Genomic DNA, 17,504 nt, shown 5'->3' with positions numbered 1-17,504 from the left:
CGCCGACCGCTGGGCTACGCTGGTCGCATCATGCGTTACGGGCTGCTTCTTCTTAGCTGCCGCGGCGAGGGCCTGTAGACGATACGAGGCCGGCTCCCTCGCCGCGGAGTTCAGTGCTGTGCGCGTTCTTCTCCAGCTCCGCGCCACACGAGTCGGCCTGTCGGGTGACCACCACCCCGACCCGCCAGCATCCGAAGAGAAGCCGAGAGTCTCCACCATGACTGAGCAGTCCTCCATCGCTCGCGCGTTCATCGACCGGCCCACCCCGATCACGGCGGCAAGCGTGACGCAGCAGCCGTCCGGCATGCCGTTCGCCCGCTACGAGCCCTTCGGCGTCGTCGACCTGCCGGACCGCACGTGGCCCAGCAAGGTGATCACGAAGGCGCCGCGCTGGCTGTCCACCGACCTGCGGGACGGCAACCAGGCGCTGATCGACCCGATGTCGCCGGCCCGTAAGCGCAAGATGTTCGACCTGCTGGTACGGCTGGGCTACAAGGAGATCGAGGTCGGCTTCCCGTCCTCGGGCGCCACCGACTTCGACTTCGTCCGCTCGCTGATCACCGAGGACGCGATCCCCGAGGACGTCACCATCTCGGTGCTGACCCAGGCCCGCGAGGACCTGATCGAGCGCACCGTGGAGTCGCTGGTCGGGGCGCCGCGCGCCACCGTCCACCTGTACAACGCCACGTCGCCGCTGTTCCGCCGGGTGGTCTTCCGGGGCAGCAAGGAGGACATCAAGGCGATCGCGGTGGACGGCACGCGGCTGGTCATGGAGTACGCCGAGAAGATCCTGCGCGACGACACGGTCTTCGGCTACCAGTACTCGCCGGAGATCTTCATCGACACCGAGCTGGACTTCGCGCTGGACGTCTGCGAGGGCGTGATGGACGTCTGGCAGCCCGGCGAGGGCCGCGAGATCATCCTGAACCTGCCGACCACGGTGGAGCGTTCGACGCCCAACGTGTACGCGGACAAGATCGAGTGGATGTCGCGCCACCTGTCGCGCCGCGAGTTCGTCGCGCTGTCCACTCACCCGCACAACGACCGCGGTACGGGCGTCGCCTCCGCCGAGCTGGCCGTGATGGCCGGCGCCGACCGGGTCGAGGGCTGCCTGTTCGGCCAGGGCGAGCGGACCGGCAACCTGGACCTGGTCAACGTCGGGATGAACCTGTTCTCGCAGGGTGTCGACCCGATGATCGACTTCTCGGACATCGACGAGATCCGTCGCACCTACGAGTACTGCAACCAGATGGTCGTACCGGAGCGCCACCCGTACGCCGGTGACCTGGTCTACACCTCCTTCTCCGGCTCGCACCAGGACGCCATCAAGAAGGGCTTCGACGCGCTGGAGGCCGACGCGGCGGCGGCCGGTGTGCCGGTCGGCAGCTACACCTGGGGCGTCCCCTACCTGCCGATCGACCCGAAGGACGTCGGCCGCTCGTACGAGGCCGTGATCCGGGTCAACAGCCAGTCCGGCAAGGGCGGCATCGCCTACGTGCTGAAGAACGACCACAAGCTGGACCTGCCGCGCCGGATGCAGATCGAGTTCTCCAGGATCATCCAGGCCAAGACGGACGCCGAGGGCGGCGAGGTCACCCCGGCCGACATCTGGGCCGTCTTCCAGGACGAGTACCTGCCCACCGCGGAGAACGCCTGGGGCCGGATCGCGCTGCGCGGCCAGCAGAGCCTGACCACCGAGGACGGCCGCGACACGCTGTCCAGCGCCGCCGTCGTGGACGGCGTGGAGACCACGCTGACCGGTGTCGGCAACGGCCCGGTCTCCGCCTTCGCGGACGCGCTGGCCCGGATCGGCGTCGACGTCCGGGTCCTGGACTACGCGGAGCACGCGCTGAGCGAGGGTGGCGACGCCCAGGCCGCCGCGTACGTCGAGTGTGCGGTGGGCGACCAGGTCCTGTGGGGTGTCGGCATCGACGGCAACACCGTGCGCGCCTCCCTGAAGGCCATGATCAGCGCCGTCAACCGGGTCGGCCGCCGCTGACCCGCCGACGCCACGCCCCGCCGGTGGCCCGGCCGTCGTCCTCGGACGGTGGCCGGGCCACCGGCGTATCCACCCCGCTGGAGCGCGGCTCGACGCGGGCTCGGATTCCCCCGGGACGGACGGGATGCGAGGGGCGGATGGGGCCTGCGTCAACGACAGGGGGGCCGGTTCCCTCGAACGTGTGGACCTGCTGGGGCTGATGTGGCCTGGGACACATTTTTCCCCGATGGCGGGTGTTGGAGGTGCTGACACATGTCGGTAACCGTGGCAACATCGACGCACCGGAAACGGGTCGGTGGGACGACCCCTGCTCCGGTCGCGTGACCTGCCCGTCGACGTGCAGGCCGCCTGCCATGTCTGGGGAGTTGGCGCCGTGACACGGTTGTGGGGTGTTCGCCCGAGGTGGCGGACGGATGTGCTCGGCGACTTCTTCTGTCCAGGCTGTGGCGGTGACCGCAACTACCGCCGGCAGCACGGCCGGCGGTGGCTGCGGTTGCTCGGCTCGCCGGTGCTTCCGCTCGGGCCCGTGCTCGGCAGTGTGCAGTGCACCTCCTGCCACGGCCGCTACGGCGTGGAGAGCCTGGAGCAGCCCACCAGCATCCGGCTCACCGGCATGCTCCGCGACGCGCAGTACACCGTGGCCCTGGCCGTTCTCGCGGCCGGCGGCACCGGCACCGCGGCCGCGCGGAGCGAGGCGTGCGCGGTGATCAAGGCGGCCGGCTTCGAGGACTGCGGCGAGGCCCAGGTGCTGGCCGCACTCGCCGCGCTCTCCGGCAGCGGCGACGGCGAACCGCTGGACGTACACGGCCTCGGCAGCGGGCTGGTCGTCGAACTGCACGCGGCGCTCGAACCGTTGGCACCGCACCTGGCCCAGCAGGGCCGCGAGCGACTGCTGCTGCAGGGCGCCTGGATCGCGCTGGCCGACGGCCGCTACCTCCCGCAGGAGCGCGAGGTGCTGGCCGCCGTCGGGACCTGCCTGCGCCTGGGCGAGGACGCCGTCCGCCGGCTGCTGGAGGCCGCCACCCGGACACCGCGCTAGGGACTGTCCGACCCGTGCGGGAGAATAGGGGGATGGCCACCCTGTCCCGTCGTCCGTCCGCCCCCGGAGCCCGCTCCGCCCGCTGCCGCGAGGCCCGGCGATGACGCTGGTCCGCGACGACGGCGTCGTGCTCCGGGCCCAGAAGCTCGGTGAGGCCGACCGGATCATCACCCTGCTCACCCGCCAGCACGGCAAGGTCCGGGCGGTGGCCCGCGGGGTGCGCAAGACCAAGTCGAAGTTCGGCGCCCGGCTGGAGCCGTTCTCCCATGTGGACGTGCAGTTCTTCAGCCGCGGCAGCGAGCTGGTGAGCCGCTCGCTGCCGCTCTGCACCCAGGTGGAGACCATCGCGCCGTACGGCGGGAGCATCGTCACCGACTACGGCCGCTACACCGCCGGCACCGCGATGCTGGAGACGGCGGAGCGCTTCGCCGAGAACGAGGGCGAACCCGCCGTCCAGCAGTACCTCCTGCTGGTGGGCGGGCTGCGCACCCTCGCCGCCGGAACCCACCAGTCGCACCTGGTGCTGGACGCCTTCCTGCTGCGCTCGCTGGCCGTCAACGGCTACGGCGCCAGCTTCACCGACTGTGCCAAGTGCGGTCTCGACGGTCCCAATCGCTTCTTCTCGCTCCAGGCCGGCGGGGTGCTCTGCGGGGACTGCCGTGTGCCTGGCTGTGCCGTACCCTCCCCTGAGACACTGGTCCTGCTCGGTGCGCTGCTGTCGGGAGACTGGCAGACGGCCGACACCTGTGAACCGAGGTACTGGCGGGAGGGCAGCGGCCTGGTCGCCGCCTACCTGCAGTGGCACCTTGAGCGGGGCATCCGCTCGATGAGATACGTGGAGAAGTGAGCATGGCAGCGCGACGGCTCTTCGGCGGCAGCAAGCAGCGGGAATACCTGCCCCCGACCCCGCACCCGAGCGGCGCCCAGCCGCCGAAGATCCCGGGGGAACTCGTTCCCGGCCACGTGGCCATCGTGATGGACGGCAACGGCCGCTGGGCCAAGGAGCGCGGCCTGCCGCGCACCGAGGGCCACAAGGTCGGTGAGAGCGTCGTGCTCGACGTGCTCAAGGGTGCGATCGAGCTGGGCGTCAAGAACATCTCGCTCTACGCGTTCTCCACCGAGAACTGGAAGCGGTCGCCCGAGGAGGTGAAGTTCCTGATGAACTTCAACCGGGACGTCATCCGCCGCCGCCGCGACGAGCTCGGCGCGATGGGCGTGCGGATCCGCTGGGCCGGCCGGATGCCCAAGCTCTGGAAGAGCGTGGTCCAGGAGCTCCAGGTGGCCGAGGAGCAGACCAAGGACAACGACGCCGTGACGCTCTACATGTGCGTCAACTACGGCGGCCGGGCCGAGGTCGCCGACGCGGCGGCGGCGATGGCGGCCGACGTGGCGGCCGGTGTGCTCGACCCGAAGAAGGTCAACGAGAAGACCTTCGCCCGCTACATGTACCACCCCGACATGCCGGACGTGGACCTCTTCCTGCGCCCCAGCGGCGAGCAGCGGACGTCCAACTTCCTGCTCTGGCAGTCGGCGTACGCCGAGTTCGTGTTCCAGGACGTGCTCTGGCCGGACTTCGACCGGCGCGACCTGTGGAGCGCCTGCGAGCAGTACGCGATGCGCGACCGCCGCTTCGGCGGCGCGCTGCCGAACGAGGCCGCCACCGCCGAGGTGCCGCCGCAGCGCTGAGTCACGACGACGGCGGCGTGGGCCCGGCCCGCGCCGCCGTCGTCGTGTCCTGCCCGCAGCGCGCCGGGAGACCCGTTGTACAGTGCCGTCAGTTTTTCGACAGTGCTTCAAACACGGGGAGTTGGCAGATGGCGGACGATCACTTCTTCATAGACCCGGGCAAGGTCACCGCGCTCGGCGCGGACTTCCACAGCACGTCCACGGGCCTCGACCCGAAGATCAAGACGTTCGGCACCAGCGCCGAGAACGTCAACGACGCCTTCGGTGTCCTGGCCGAATCCACCGCCGCGCTGCAGAAGTACGTCGCGATGACGCAGGCCACCGTGACCAGTCTGCAGCAGCTGAGCACCCAGCTCCAGGGGTACTCCGACGCGCTGGCGCAGACGGTGACCGCCTACCAGAAGACCGACCAGGCCCACGCGGCCCAGCTCAAGGGGGCCTGACGATGGCCCAGTCCCCTGACCCCCAGAGCACCCCGGCCACGCCGCCACCGCCCAAGATCACGTCGAGCTTCGACATCTTCAGCCCCGGCGGGGACCCCGGGGTCCTGCGGGCCTGCGCGACCGCCTGGCGCGGCATGGCCACCGACCTCAAGTCCGCCCGGGACCAGCTGGACCACCAGGTGTCCGGTCTCGGCGCCTCCTGGACGGGCCAGGCCGCGACCGCCTTCCACACCCACTGGAACACCACCCGCGGCCAGATCGACGGTGCGCTGCCGCACTTCGAGGAGGTCGCCAAGCAGCTGGACCACGCCGCCGACTCCATCGCGGCGGTCAACAAGCAGATCGAGGAGATCGTCGAGCAGATCGCCGCGACCGCCGCGATCGGCATCGGCCTCTCCATCGTCACCGCCGGATTCTCGGACGCGGCGGCGGCCTCGGCGGCCGCCGTGGAGGCGGGCGAGGCGAGTGCGGCGGTCGCGCGGCTGGCGAAGATCCTGGCGGCGATCGAGAAGGTCCTGGAGACCGTCAAGACGGCGATGGAGGACAACAAGCTGCTGGCGTTCGGCGTCAAGTTCGCCGGCAACCTGGGCGGCAACTACGCCGGCAACGTGCTCGGCCAGGCCATGGCGGGCCAGAAGGTCACCTGGGGCGCGGACTTCCAGGACGCGGCGGTCTCGGCCGGGGTCGGCACCTCGCTCTCCGGCCTGGGCGAGAAGTTCGCCCCCAAGGTGGTCGACGCGTTGGGCGAGAAGTTCGCGGGATCGGGTGCGCACGCGGGGAGTTGGGGTGGCGCGAGCGTCGTCGGCGACCTGCTGAAGGGCGACGGGCTGGTCGGCGGGATGTTCAGCAACGGCGTCACCAGCGCGGCCGGCACGACCGCGGCGGACAGCGTCGACATCGCGCAGGGCAAGAAGAACGGCACCAACCTCTGGCAGGACGTGCTGACCTCGGGTGCCGGCGGCCTGGCGGGCGGCGCCGCGGTGCACGGCGGGAACAAGATCTACGGTCCGGGCACCGGCACCCACCGCGCGGAGGGTTCGCCCGACAGCAACCTCCCGGGCGACGCCGCGACCAACGGCGCTGCCTACGGCGCGGCCGGCACGGCGGAGAACGACCTGACCGGCGAACCGTACCCGGACACCTACTTCGACGACGGGTCCGTGCTGGTCGATCCCAAGGGCGCGTACGGCTCGTAGTTAGGGTGGGGCGGGGTCGGGCCGGTGGGTCCGGCCCCGCGACCGGGAGGAGGGTCAGCAGTGTTCGAGGTCCGCAGGAGCATCCGCCGGTTCCGGGAGGACCCGGACTGGGTGTACGAGAAGCACTCGACGGCCGACTACGCCGAGTTCGACAAGCGGGGCTACCCGTTCAGCATCGAGGCCGGCAACGGCGCGCTCCGCGACGTGCTGCGCGGCACGGTGGCCGGCTACCCCGTCACGCTCGGGCACGTGCTGGTGCGCACCCGGCCGCCGAGCCGCGGCGGCGCGCTGCACGACTTCTCGATCGCCGCGCTGGACCTGCCGCGGGCGCTCCCGGCCACCGCCGTCACCTACCGCCGACTGGCGGCCAAGTGGCGCGCCGACAGCGCCTGGCCGATCCCGCCCGGCATCTGGGAGCAGCACCCGCTGCCCGGCGGCGGCCCGGGGGCCCAGGTCGAACGGGTCTGCGCGGACTACGAGTTCGGCGAGATGCTGATCACCGACGAGGTCAAGCAGCTGACCGCGCAGGCGGAGATCGGCTGGCGGATCGACCGGGCGCGGCTGATCGGCTGGACGGACGGGCGGCGCGGCTACGAGGAGCTGATCGTGCTGGCCGAGCGGTTGGCCGCCCTGGTGGCGGCCTTCCCGGCCGCCACCTGGCAGTGGCGCGAGTGGTCCTGAAAGCCAGCTAGCCGTGCTGAGCGGCCTGCTGGCGGGCCTCGCGCTCGGCCTGCTGCTTGGCGGCGCAGTCGCCGCAGGTGCCGAAGATCTCCAGGGTGTGCGCGATGTCGCTGAACCCGTGCTCGGCCGCGATCGAGTTCGCCCACCGCTCGACCGCCGGGCCCTCCACCTCCACCGTGCTGCCGCAGTGCCGGCAGACCAGGTGGTGGTGGTGCCCGCTGCTGCACCGCCGGTAGACCGCTTCGCCGTCCGAGGTGCGCAGCACGTCCACCTCGCCGGCGTCGGCCAGCGACTGCAGCGTCCGGTAGACGGTGGTCAGGCCGACCGAATCACCCCGGTGCTTGAGCATGTCGTGCAGTTCCTGCGCGCTGCGGAAGTCCTCGATCTCGTCCAGCGCGGCGGAGACGGCGGCGCGCTGCCGGGTGGATCGGGCGCGTGGCGACGGGCCTGCGGTGGTCACCGGGGCTCCTCCTGGGGGTCGGGGCGAGTCACAGCTCATTGTGCCAGCCTCGCACTCCCGACAGGGTCCTCCCGGACCGCGACTGTGACCGGCTCCTCCCGCGGCGCTCCGGCCTGCGGTGGCACGGAGCTCCGGTGCCGGCGTCGTGCCAGCGGGGCGGCCAGCAGGCTGAACAGCGCGAAGAGCGCGATGGCCAGCAGCACGATGGCCGAACCCGGCGGCACGTCGGTCCGGTACGAGGTGGCCACCCCGCCCAGCGAGACCGCCACGCCGATCGCGATCGCCAGCGCCTGGGTGGCCGCGAACGAGCGGGTCAGCAGCTGCGCCGCCGCGACCGGGACCACCATCAGGGCGCTGACCAGCAGCAGGCCGACGACCCGCATGGCGACCGTCACCGTCACCGCGGCCGTCACGGCCAGCAGCAGGTTGAGCAGACGCACCGGCACGCCGCTGACCTTGGCGAACTCCTCGTCCTGGCAGACCGCGAAGAGCTGGCGGCGCAGCCCGAGGGTGACCGCGACGACCAGCGCGCCCAGCGCGCCGATGGTCAGCAGGTCGGTGGAGTCCACCGCGAGGATCGAGCCCCAGAGGTAGCTGTCCAGGCTGCCGCTGGTCCCGGTGGCGGCGGGGGCCTTGCTGATCAGCAGCCGGCCGCAGGCCATCCCGCCGTAGAACAGCATCGCCAGCGCGATGTCCCCGCGCTGGTTGCCGCGGGCCCGCACCAGCTCCATGACCACCGCGGCCAGCACACAGACCAGCACGGCCATCCAGACCGGGCTGGTCTGGAAGACCAGGCCGAGGCCGACGCCGGTCAGCGCCACGTGGCCGATGCCGTCGCCCATCAGTGCCTGGCGGCGCTGCACCAGGTAGATGCCGACGGCGGGTGCGGTGACGCCGACCAGGAGGGCGGCCAGCAGGGCGCGCCGCATGAAGTCGTAGGAGAGCATCTCGGTCACAGCGGCCGTCCCGGGGTCGTGGTGAGGCGGCCTCGCGCGGCGCGGCTGTCCTGGCGGGGGAGCGCGCCGTACTGCTCCGGGACGGGCGTGTCGCGGACGACCCGGCCGTCCCGGAGCAGTACGGCGCGGTCGATCAGCGGCGCGAGGGGGCCGAGCTCGTGCAGCACCAGCAGGACGGCCGAGCCGCGCGCGACCTCGCGGCGCAGGATGTCGGCCAGCACCTGCTGGCTGGCCAGGTCGACCCCGGCGATCGGCTCGTCCATGATCAGCAGGTCGGGCGCGGCGACCAGTGCCCGGGCGATCAGCACCCGCTGCTGCTGCCCGCCGGAGAGGTCGGCGACCCCGTCGCCGGCCCGGTCGAGCAGGCCGACGGCGTTCAGCGCCCGGTCGACGGCCGCGGCGTCCCGGCGGCGGAAGGGCAGCAGCCGGTGCAGCGGCAGCCGTCCGGTGGAGACCACCTCGCGCACGGTGGCCGGCACGCCGCTCGCGGCGGTGGTGCGCTGCGGGACGTAGCCGATCCGGTGCCAGGCCCGGAAGGCGGCCCGCGGGGTGCCGAAGAGGTCCAGCTCGCCGCCGAGCAGCGGCACCGCGCCGACCACGGTCTTGACGGTGGTCGACTTGCCGGAGCCGTTGGCGCCGAGCAGCGCGACCACCTCGCCGGGGGCGACCGTCAGGTCCACCCCGTGCAGGACCGGACGGCCGCCGAGCGCGGCGACGGCGCCGCGCAGCCGGAGAGCCGGTGCGGTGGTGTGGGGCACGGGTGTCACGGGTGTCACCGGGAGCTCCCTCACTTCGAGCAGCCGAGTGCGGTCTGCAGGGCGGTCAGGTTCTGCCGCATGATCGAGAAGTAGTCGTTGGCGGCGGGCTCGCGGACGCCCTCGATCGGGTCCAGCACGGCGGTCTTCAGGTTCAGGTCCTTGGCGACCGTGGTGGCCAGCTTGGGGCTGGCCAGCGTCTCGAAGAAGACCGTGCTGACGCCGTGCGCCTTCGCCGCCTGCTGGATCTCACCGAGGCGGGCCGGGGTGGGCTCGGACTCCGGGTCGACGCCGTTGATGGCGATCTGCTCCAGGCCGTAGCGGTCGGCGAGGTAGCCGAACGCGGCGTGGCTGGTGACGAAGGCCTTACCGCCGCAGCTGGTCAGACCGTTGTGGAACTCGCGGTCCAGGCCGCCGAGCTTCTCGACCAGGGCGTCGGCGTTCTGCCGGTAGTCGGCGGCGTGCGCCGGGTCGGCGGCGGCGAGTTCGGCGCCGACGCCGGCCGCGACCGCGGCGTACCGGGTCGGGTCGAGCCAGAGGTGCGGGTCGCCGGCGGCGTCGGGGTGGCTGTGGCCGTCGTGGTCGTGGTCGCCCTCGGCGCCTTCGTCCAGGTGGTGGTCGACCAGCGGGGCGGCGACGGTGGCGTCCACCACGTGCCGCGAGCGGGACTGGGCGACGGCCTTGTCGACGGTGGGTTGCAGGCCCTTGAGATAGAGGACGGCGTCGGCGTCCTGCACCGCGCCGACCTGGCGGGCGGTCAGTTCCAGGTCGTGCGGCTCGACGCCGGCCGCGGTGAGGTCGGTCACCTTGAGGTGGTCCCCGCCGATCTGCTCGGCCAGGTACCGGAGGGGGTAGAAGGACGCCACCACGTTCAGCCTGCCGTCGCCGGCCTCGGCGCTGCTGCTGCCGCCACAGGCAGAGAGCAGCAGGGCGCTGCCCGCGGTGGCGGTGGCGAGGGCTATCGGGAGGCGGCGACGGTAGAGCATCATGACAATCATTCTCATCTTACTTGGAAATGATTGTCAACTCCCTTGGGCTTTGGCCCGGCTTTGACCGGGCTTCGGCTGAGCTTCGACCGTCTTTGGCTTATCGATTTGAATCCGCCACCCACCGGGCCGGTAACCTGAGGTATTCGGGCGCGCGGTTACGGTCGCGCCGCCCACCTCTCGGCGCGGGCCCTGTCTGCGCCCCGCCCTGGTCCATGACCGCGTCGTCGTACTGAAGAGAGCACTGTGGCCGCCGACAAGATCGACACGATCGTCAGCCTGAGCAAGCGCCGTGGCTTCGTCTACCCCTGCAGCGAGATCTATGGCGGTACGCGTGCCGCTTGGGACTACGGACCACTCGGCGTCGAGCTCAAGGAGAACATCAAGCGCCAGTGGTGGCGTTCGATGGTCACCGCTCGGGAGGACGTCGTCGGGATCGACTCGTCGGTGATCCTGGCCCGCGAGGTCTGGGAGGCCTCCGGCCACGTCGCGACCTTCAACGACCCGCTGACCGAGTGCACCTCCTGTCACAAGCGCTACCGCGCCGACCACTTGGAGGAGGCCTACGAGGCCAAGCATGGCAAGCTGCCGGCCAACGGCCTGGCCGACATCAACTGCCCGCACTGCGGCACCAAGGGCGCCTTCACCACGCCCAAGGAGTTCTCGGGCATGCTGAAGACGCACCTCGGTGTCACCGAGGACGCCTCGGGCCTGGCCTACCTGCGCCCCGAGACCGCCCAGGGCATCTTCACCAACTTCAAGGCCGTGCAGACCACGTCGCGCAAGAAGCCGCCGTTCGGTATCGCCCAGACCGGCAAGAGCTTCCGCAACGAGATCACGCCCGGCAACTTCATCTTCCGCACCCGCGAGTTCGAGCAGATGGAGATGGAGTTCTTCGTCAAGCCGGGCGAGGACGAGGAGTGGCACGAGTACTGGCTCCAGCAGCGCTGGGACTGGTACGTGGGCCTCGGCCTGCGGACCGAGAACATGCGCTACTTCGAGCACCCGAAGGAGAAGCTCTCCCACTACGCCAAGCGCACGGTGGACATCGAGTACCGCTTCAACTTCGGCGGCAACGAGTTCTCCGAGCTGGAGGGTGTGGCCAACCGCACCGACTACGACCTCGCCACCCACAGCGAGGCGTCCGGCCAGGACCTCAAGTACTTCGACCAGGAGTCCGGCGAGCGGTACTTCCCGTACGTCATCGAGCCGGCAGCGGGCCTCAACCGCGCGATGCTGGCCTTCCTGCTCGACGCCTACTTCGAGGACGAGGCGCCGAACGCCAAGGGCGTCATGGAGAAGCGCGTCGGCATGCGGCTCGACCCGCGGCTGGCCCCGGTCAAGGTCGCGGTGCTGCCGCTGTCGCGCAACGCCGACCTCTCGCCGAAGGCCCGCGGCCTGGCCGCCGACCTGCGGACCGCGTGGAACGTCGAGTTCGACGACGCCGGTGCGATCGGCAAGCGCTACCGCCGTCAGGACGAGATCGGTACGCCGTTCTGCGTGACGGTCGACTTCGACACCCTTGAGGACAACGCGGTCACCATCCGCGACCGCGACACCATGGCGCAGGAGCGGGTCTCGCTCGACCAGGTGAAGACCTACCTGGGCGCGCGTCTGATCGGCTGCTGACGTCGGCAGTACGCAACGCCGAAGACCCCCACCGTCGGTGGGGGTCTTCGTGTTTCACTGCCCTGCCAGTCGCCGCCGGGCCTCCATCAGCGCGAAGCCCAGCAGGTTGAGCCCGCGCCAGCGCGCCGGATCGGTGGCGAGTTCGCTGTCGGCGGCCAGCCCGATGCCCCAGATCCGGTCCAGCGGGCTGGCCTCGACCAGGACGCGCCGCCCGGTGCCCAGCAGGTACGTGCGCAGCGCCTCGTCCTGCCCGAACTTGGCGACGTTGCCCGCCACTACGAGGTCGAACCGCGCCGCGTCCCACCGCACGTCGTCGAAGCCGCGCACCAGGCGGCCGAGCTTCTTCGCCTCGGCGGGCGTACGCGCCGCCAGGATCCTCGGCACGATCTCCTCGTCGCCGAACAGCCGCGCCTTGCCCGCCATCATCCAGTGCTCGGCGGTCGCGTACCGCACCCCGTCGACCACGAAGGCGGCCGGCCACCACTGGCTCAGCGACCCCGCCCCGATCCGCCCGTCCCGCTCCGCGCGATGCCCCCAGAACAGCAGGTACTTGGGCCGCACCCCGGTGGCGACCAGGGCGGCCAGCTCCTCGCGGGTACGGGTCTCGGCCGGGGTGAGCTGCTCGTGCGTCGTCATGGACGTCATCGTGGCATCGAGGTCCGACAGGCGGCGAACCTGCCCGGCTTGGATCGGGTCATGACCTACCAGCAGCTCTCAGACCTGCGGACCGTACCAGCCTGCTCCGCCGGATGTTCAGCTACGGCGGCCGCTGCGCGAAGGCCTGCCGCCCGCGCCGGGCCACGCGGCACTAGGGCGTGTCTGACAATTCGCGTCGGATGAGCCCGCGGCGTTGGGCGCCCGGCTGGGCGTGCCGGCGGATCGTCCTCGTACTGGGTCGTACTTGGATGATCCGCCGGTGCGTCCAGCCGGGATGCCCGGCGTCGCGGGCCCGGCGGGAATTGTCAGACACGGCCTAGGGGCCTCTCCACCGCCGAGTGTCCCGGTTCTGTGACAGTCACCGCTTCCGTGCGACGGCAGACCCCACTCAGCGCGTCGGATGGTTCGACGAGTTGATCGAGTGGTGGGGAGACAGGGCAGTGGAGTCGAAGCGCATACGGGCCATCGGTGGACGATCGGGCCGTCCGGTCGGTGCGGCGCTGCTGTTGAGCAGCGCGCTGCTGCTGCTGACGGGTTGCGGCCCGAGCGATGGCGCCGCCGGTGCGACGAACGCTGCCGGGGCGCCGAAGGGGGCCGTCTCCGGTGGGCAGTCCGTTACCGCGGCGCCCTCGGCGGCGGTGCTGGATGTGCAGCCGAGCGACGGCGCCAAGAACGTGGCCCCGAACGGTGCGCTTAAGGTCTCGGTGGCCGGCGGCAAGCTGACCCAGGTGTCGGTGGCCGGCCCGGACGGGAAGCCGGTGGCCGGTGCGGTCGCCGCCGACGGGCTGACCTGGGTGCCGTCGACCGGCCTCGCGGTGGGGACGGCCTACAAGGTCAACGCCCAGGCCGTCGACGCGCACGGTGTTGCGAGCACGACGACCAGCGGCTTCACCACCCTCACCCCCACGAAGACGGCCGGCCTGGTGGACAACATCGACGGCGGCGGGACGTACGGCGTCGGCATGATCATCAGCGTCGACTTCCACCAGGCGGTCGTCAACAAGGCCGCGGCGCTGGCGGCCATCACCGTGGAGACCTCCGACAACACCCCGGTCAAGGGGCACTGGTTCAGCAACGACAGCCGGCTGGACCTGCGTCCGGAGACCTACTGGAAGCCCGGCACGAAGGTGACCATCCACTACCGCACCAAGAGCGCCGAACTCTCTCCCGGGGTCTACGGCAACGTCGACAAGGACGAGAGCTTCACCATCGGCCGCTCCAAGATCAGCACGGTCGACGCCGCCACCCACCAGATGTCGGTTGCCGAGGGCGGCACCACCAAGAACGTCGCGATCACCGCGGGCGCGGACGACAACCCGTCCTGGAACGGGACCATGGTGGTCTTCGAGAAGGACCGGATGGTGCACATGAACTCGGCGACCACCACCATCAAGGGCGCGCCCTACGACGTGACCGAGCCGCACGGCCTGAAGATCAGCGACACCGGCTCCTACGTGCACGGCAACCCCAAGGCCGTTGAGGCCGCGGGCCACGAGAACATCAGCCACGGCTGCATCGGCCTGCCGGACACCGAGGCCGGCGACGACAGTTCGGTGGCGGGCAAGTTCTGGGCCGACTCGATGATCGGCGACGTGGTGATCGTCAACCACTCGGTCGGCAAGCAGGTCGCCTGGGACAACGGCCTCGGCGGCTGGAACGCCCCCTGGTCCGCCTGGTAGCCACCAAAGCCCACCGAAGCCCACCGAAGCCCACCGAAGCCCCGGGGGCGCCGGGTCAGAGCGAGGAACCCTCGACCTGACCCGGCGCCTCGACGGGAAGGCCGCGCTCGATGGCGGCAGCAGCCAGCCGCTTGTCGTAGGTGACGAACGCCGTGAGCGCGTGTTCCAGGTGTTCGGCACTGGCCAGGTGAATTGCGTCCAGGCTGCGCAGATGCTGCCCGGGCAGCAGACGTGCGGCTCGCAGGATGGGATCCGACAAGCGGACTCGAAGCAGGCGATCCAGGGCGTCTTCGGCGGCGTCGAGCAGGTAGGGCGGGGCATCGACCCTGATGAGGGCTCGTGGCACCTCGACCTGGGCCAGTGCGCTGGTGGCGTGTCCTTCGGATCCGCGTGCGGAGAGGAACGTCCGCAGAGCGTCGGACTCCTGTTCCGGCACGATCAGCTTCAGCAGCGCACAGGAGTCGAGGTAGATCAACGCTCCTCCTCGTCCCTCATGTTCTGCAGGGCCTGCGACGGCGAGGCCAGCCCGTCCGGCGCGGTGGGCGGGACCCAGTCCGCGAGCCCGCGAGCGGTGGCCGCGTTCTCGGGATCGATCGTGCCGTCCCTGACGAGGTCTTCGAGAACCCGTTGCTCGGGGTCCGGCGGGGACAGCACCGCGATGAGCCGCCCGTTGCGGGTGATCTCGATGCGCTCGCCGGCGGCGACACGGTCGACGAGTTCGCTGGCGTGCTGCTGGAGCTGCCGGATCGGGACTCTTGACGTCATGAGACTCACGGTAGAAGGGAACGTGCGGCATGTGCCGCACATGTGCGGCACATTCAGCCGAACGAAGTACCCCTACCCCATCGTGCGCGGCAGCCGGGTGCTGAGCCAGAGGACCGTCACGGAGCCGAGCGACTGGATCGCCAGCACCAGGGCGAGAGCGTGGCCCATGCCCAGGCTGGGCGTCAGCGAGAGGAAGAGCGTCCCGAGCGTCGCCACCCCCAGGGCCAGGCTGGACTGCTGAGCGGTCGCCAGGACGCCGCTGCCCAAGCCCGCGCTCTCGGACGGCACCTTGGAGAGCACCACCCGGAAGAGCGGGGTGCCGACGAGGCCGTTGCCGAGGCCGGTGACGAGCATCCCGGGCAGCAGGGTGAGGACGGAGAGGCCGCGGTAGTCGGCCAGCACGGTCGTGATCAGGGTGACGGTGCCCAGCGCCTGCAGGGCGGAGCCGGCGGTGATCACCCGGCTGCCGAAGCGGCCGATCAGCCGGGGTCCGGCCAGCGAGGAGGAGAAGTAGCCGAAGGCCAGCGGGACCAGGGCCACGCCGGACATCACCGGGCTGAGCCGCAGCCCCTGCTGGAGGGTGATCGCCAGGACGAACATGAAGCCGCCGAAGCAGCCGAAGTAGGGAAGCGCGATGCCCAGGCCGTGCCGCATCTCGGGGATCCGCAGCAGCGACGGCGGCACCAGCGGCAGCAGCCCGGCCCGCTCGGCGCGCCGCTCCACGAGGACGAAGCCGACCGCGGCGAACGGGAAGACCGCCAGCAGCAGCCAGCTCCAGAGCGGCCAGCCCGCGGCCCGTCCCTCCATCAGCGGGACGAACAGGCTCAGCAGCGCGACGGTCAGCAGCACGGTGCCCGGCACGTCCACCCGGCTGGGCCGCGGCGAGCGGCTCTCCGGCACGTAGCGGATGGCGAGGACGGCGGTGAGCACCGCGAACGGGACGTTGAGCAGGAAGATCGCGCGCCAGCCGGTGCCGAACAGGTCGGCGGCGATCAGCATCCCGCCCAGCACCTGGCCGATCACCACCGAGACGCCGCCGACCGCGCCGTAGATGCTCAGCGCGCGGGCACGCTGGGCGCCGGAGGTGGCGGAGGTGATGGTGGCGAGTACCTGGGGGACCAGCAGAGCGGCCGCGGCGCCCTGGGTGATCCGGGCGATCACCAGGGTGGCGGCCGTCGGGGCGAGGCCGCAGGCCAGCGAGGTGACCGCGAAGGCGGCCGCGCCGGCGATGAACAGCCGCCGACGGCCGAGGCTGTCGCCGAGCCGGCCGCCGAGCACCAGCAGGACGGCGAAGGCGATGCCGTACCCGGCCGCGACCAGTTCCAGGACGGCCGGTCCGGCTGCCAGGTCGTGGTCGATGGTGGGCAGGGCGACGTTGACGATGAAGAAGTCGAGCATCGGCAGGAAGGCGCCGAGCAGGACGGTGACCAGGCCGGCGACCGAAAGGGCGTGGTGCGGCTCGGTCGTGCTGCGGGGCGCGGAGTGGATCGGGCGAACCTGAGCGTGTTCGAGTTGCTGAGTCACGAGTACGAGGATCCAGGTGTTCCTACCCTGGTACCAGAGTGTGGTTATCCAGGTATAAGGAATACCTGGCACCAGGGTTCGAACTGGCGCATGCTGGGGGCATGCGTACCGCAACCTCCGCCACCGCGGCCCCGGCAACCCCGCACATCGTGGACGTACGACGCCAGGAGCTGGCCGCCTTCCTGCGCAGCCGACGCGAGCGGATCCTGCCCGACCAGGTCGGGCTCCCGAGCAGCGGCCGGCGCCGCACCCCCGGGCTGCGCCGCGAGGAGGTCGCGCAGCTCGCCGCCGTGGGGGTCACCTGGTACACGTGGTTGGAGCAGGGCCGGGACATCCAGGTCTCCGCCCAGGTGCTGGAGTCGGTCTCCCGGGCGCTGCTGCTCGACCCCAACGAACGGGCGCACCTCTTCATCCTGGCCGGTGCCGGCGATCCGACGCCCAGCGCGGACTGCCCGATGATCACCCCGGCGGTCCAGCTGATCCTCGACCAGCTGTCACCGCTGCCCGCCGCCGTGACGAACAGCCGGTACGACATCCTCGCCTACAACACCATGTACAACCGCATGCTCGGCGACCTCGACGACCTGCCCTTCGAGGAGCGGAACCTGATCTGGCTGATCTTCACCAACCCGGAGTTCCAGACCCGCTGGGCGGACCTGGAGTCGGCCCGCACCCAGATGGTGGCGCGGTTCCGGGCCGCGATGGCCGACCACGTCGGCGACCCCGCCTGGAAGACCCTGCTGAAGCGGCTGCGGCAGGCCTCGCCGAACTTCGAGGAGGCCTGGCAGCGGCACGAGGTGGCGGCCCGGGAGGACGGCACCAAGGGGTTCGTCCACCCCGAGGCCGGCCTGCTGCGGATGGACTTCACCAACCTGTGGCTGGGGCTGCGTCACCAGACCCGCCTGGTGACCTACAGCCCGGCCGACGCGGAGACCCGCGAACGCCTGGAGCGCCTGGCGGTGTCGACGGGCCTGTCCGGACCGGCCGCTCAGGTCCGCTGAGCACCCGGGCCGGCCGCAGCCCGCGCCGTCCGCCCCGGCCCCGCCCGG

General features: G+C 71.1%; 18 protein-coding genes. 10 read left to right on the top strand and 8 right to left on the bottom strand.

Going from position 1 to position 17,504, the window contains the following annotated elements; all coding sequences use genetic code 11:
* The first annotated feature begins 217 nt into the window (after window positions 1-217).
* The 7 genes from leuA (at window position 218) to BS80_RS36655 (ending at window position 7,044) form a co-directional block, all read left to right on the top strand.
* Window positions 218-1,999, top strand: a complete 1,782-nt coding sequence (leuA, locus tag BS80_RS36685) for a 2-isopropylmalate synthase (protein ID WP_051967670.1) — start codon at window positions 218-220, stop codon at window positions 1,997-1,999.
* A gap of 373 nt (window positions 2,000-2,372) precedes the next feature.
* A complete protein-coding gene (locus BS80_RS36680; protein WP_035806087.1) occupies window positions 2,373-3,038 on the top strand; it encodes a TerB family tellurite resistance protein in 666 nt (221 codons plus the stop codon).
* 100 nt (window positions 3,039-3,138) lie between these two features.
* A complete protein-coding gene (gene recO, locus BS80_RS36675; RefSeq protein ID WP_035806084.1) occupies window positions 3,139-3,885 on the top strand; it encodes a DNA repair protein RecO in 747 nt (248 codons plus the stop codon).
* Window positions 3,886-3,887: 2 nt separating this feature from the next.
* Window positions 3,888-4,724: an isoprenyl transferase gene (locus tag BS80_RS36670; protein ID WP_035806082.1), complete on the top strand. Its 837-nt coding sequence runs from the start codon at window positions 3,888-3,890 to the stop codon at window positions 4,722-4,724.
* Window positions 4,725-4,852: 128 nt separating this feature from the next.
* Window positions 4,853-5,167, top strand: coding sequence for a type VII secretion target (locus BS80_RS36665; protein WP_035806079.1), 315 nt, complete (start codon window positions 4,853-4,855; stop codon window positions 5,165-5,167).
* Window positions 5,168-5,169: 2 nt separating this feature from the next.
* The gene (locus BS80_RS36660) at window positions 5,170-6,363 is read left to right on the top strand and encodes a WXG100 family type VII secretion target (protein WP_051967669.1); all 1,194 of its coding nucleotides are present in this window, start codon (window positions 5,170-5,172) and stop codon (window positions 6,361-6,363) included.
* Window positions 6,364-6,423: 60 nt separating this feature from the next.
* Window positions 6,424-7,044, top strand: coding sequence for a hypothetical protein (locus BS80_RS36655; protein WP_035806077.1), 621 nt, complete (start codon window positions 6,424-6,426; stop codon window positions 7,042-7,044).
* 7 nt (window positions 7,045-7,051) lie between these two features.
* Here the strand turns inward: BS80_RS36655 and BS80_RS36650 are convergent, their stop codons facing one another.
* The 4 genes from BS80_RS36650 to BS80_RS36635 are packed head-to-tail and all read right to left on the bottom strand — an operon-like array spanning window position 7,052 to window position 10,204.
* On the bottom strand, window positions 7,052-7,504 hold the full coding sequence (locus tag BS80_RS36650; RefSeq protein WP_051967668.1) for a Fur family transcriptional regulator: 453 nt from the start codon (window positions 7,502-7,504) through the stop codon (window positions 7,052-7,054).
* Window positions 7,505-7,539: 35 nt separating this feature from the next.
* Complete coding sequence (locus tag BS80_RS36645) at window positions 7,540-8,451, bottom strand: metal ABC transporter permease (protein WP_051967749.1); 912 nt, start codon at window positions 8,449-8,451, stop codon at window positions 7,540-7,542.
* Window positions 8,452-8,456: 5 nt separating this feature from the next.
* Window positions 8,457-9,236, bottom strand: coding sequence for a metal ABC transporter ATP-binding protein (locus BS80_RS36640; protein ID WP_408607467.1), 780 nt, complete (start codon window positions 9,234-9,236; stop codon window positions 8,457-8,459).
* Window positions 9,237-9,247: 11 nt separating this feature from the next.
* Window positions 9,248-10,204: a metal ABC transporter solute-binding protein, Zn/Mn family gene (locus tag BS80_RS36635; protein WP_035806075.1), complete on the bottom strand. Its 957-nt coding sequence runs from the start codon at window positions 10,202-10,204 to the stop codon at window positions 9,248-9,250.
* A 243-nt stretch (window positions 10,205-10,447) separates the two neighbouring features.
* On the opposite strand from BS80_RS36635, the gene BS80_RS36630 reads away from it, so the two are divergent.
* Window positions 10,448-11,830 (top strand): glycine--tRNA ligase, encoded by a 1,383-nt coding sequence (locus tag BS80_RS36630; RefSeq protein WP_035806073.1) that lies wholly within the window; start codon window positions 10,448-10,450, stop codon window positions 11,828-11,830.
* 54 nt (window positions 11,831-11,884) lie between these two features.
* Here BS80_RS36630 and BS80_RS36625 read toward each other — a convergent pair whose 3' ends face one another.
* The gene (locus BS80_RS36625; RefSeq protein WP_157536783.1) at window positions 11,885-12,466 is read right to left on the bottom strand and encodes an NADAR family protein; all 582 of its coding nucleotides are present in this window, start codon (window positions 12,464-12,466) and stop codon (window positions 11,885-11,887) included.
* A 461-nt stretch (window positions 12,467-12,927) separates the two neighbouring features.
* Between BS80_RS36625 and BS80_RS36620 the strand changes: the two genes are divergently transcribed.
* Window positions 12,928-14,166 carry a L,D-transpeptidase gene (locus tag BS80_RS36620; protein WP_051967665.1) on the top strand — a complete coding sequence of 413 codons (1,239 nt, stop codon included), beginning with the start codon at window positions 12,928-12,930 and terminating at the stop codon, window positions 14,164-14,166.
* 55 nt (window positions 14,167-14,221) lie between these two features.
* On the opposite strand, the gene BS80_RS36615 is transcribed toward BS80_RS36620, so the two are convergent.
* From BS80_RS36615 to BS80_RS36605, 3 genes are all read right to left on the bottom strand, one after another.
* Complete coding sequence (locus BS80_RS36615; RefSeq protein ID WP_035806071.1) at window positions 14,222-14,641, bottom strand: type II toxin-antitoxin system VapC family toxin; 420 nt, start codon at window positions 14,639-14,641, stop codon at window positions 14,222-14,224.
* A complete protein-coding gene (locus tag BS80_RS36610) occupies window positions 14,638-14,931 on the bottom strand; it encodes a type II toxin-antitoxin system Phd/YefM family antitoxin (protein ID WP_035806068.1) in 294 nt (97 codons plus the stop codon). The genes BS80_RS36615 and BS80_RS36610 overlap by 4 nt, the downstream gene beginning before the upstream one ends.
* A 72-nt stretch (window positions 14,932-15,003) precedes the next feature.
* Window positions 15,004-16,455, bottom strand: coding sequence for an MFS transporter (locus BS80_RS36605; protein WP_408607466.1), 1,452 nt, complete (start codon window positions 16,453-16,455; stop codon window positions 15,004-15,006).
* 101 nt (window positions 16,456-16,556) lie between these two features.
* On the opposite strand from BS80_RS36605, the gene BS80_RS36600 reads away from it, so the two are divergent.
* Window positions 16,557-17,456, top strand: a complete 900-nt coding sequence (locus BS80_RS36600) for a helix-turn-helix transcriptional regulator (protein WP_051967664.1) — start codon at window positions 16,557-16,559, stop codon at window positions 17,454-17,456.
* The last annotated feature ends 48 nt before the right edge of the window (window positions 17,457-17,504 follow it).

Origin of the sequence: Kitasatospora mediocidica KCTC 9733 (genome assembly GCF_000744225.1) — a bacterium.
Taxonomy (GTDB): domain Bacteria; phylum Actinomycetota; class Actinomycetes; order Streptomycetales; family Streptomycetaceae; genus Kitasatospora; species Kitasatospora mediocidica.
This window is presented reverse-complemented; position numbering and strand designations above follow the sequence as displayed.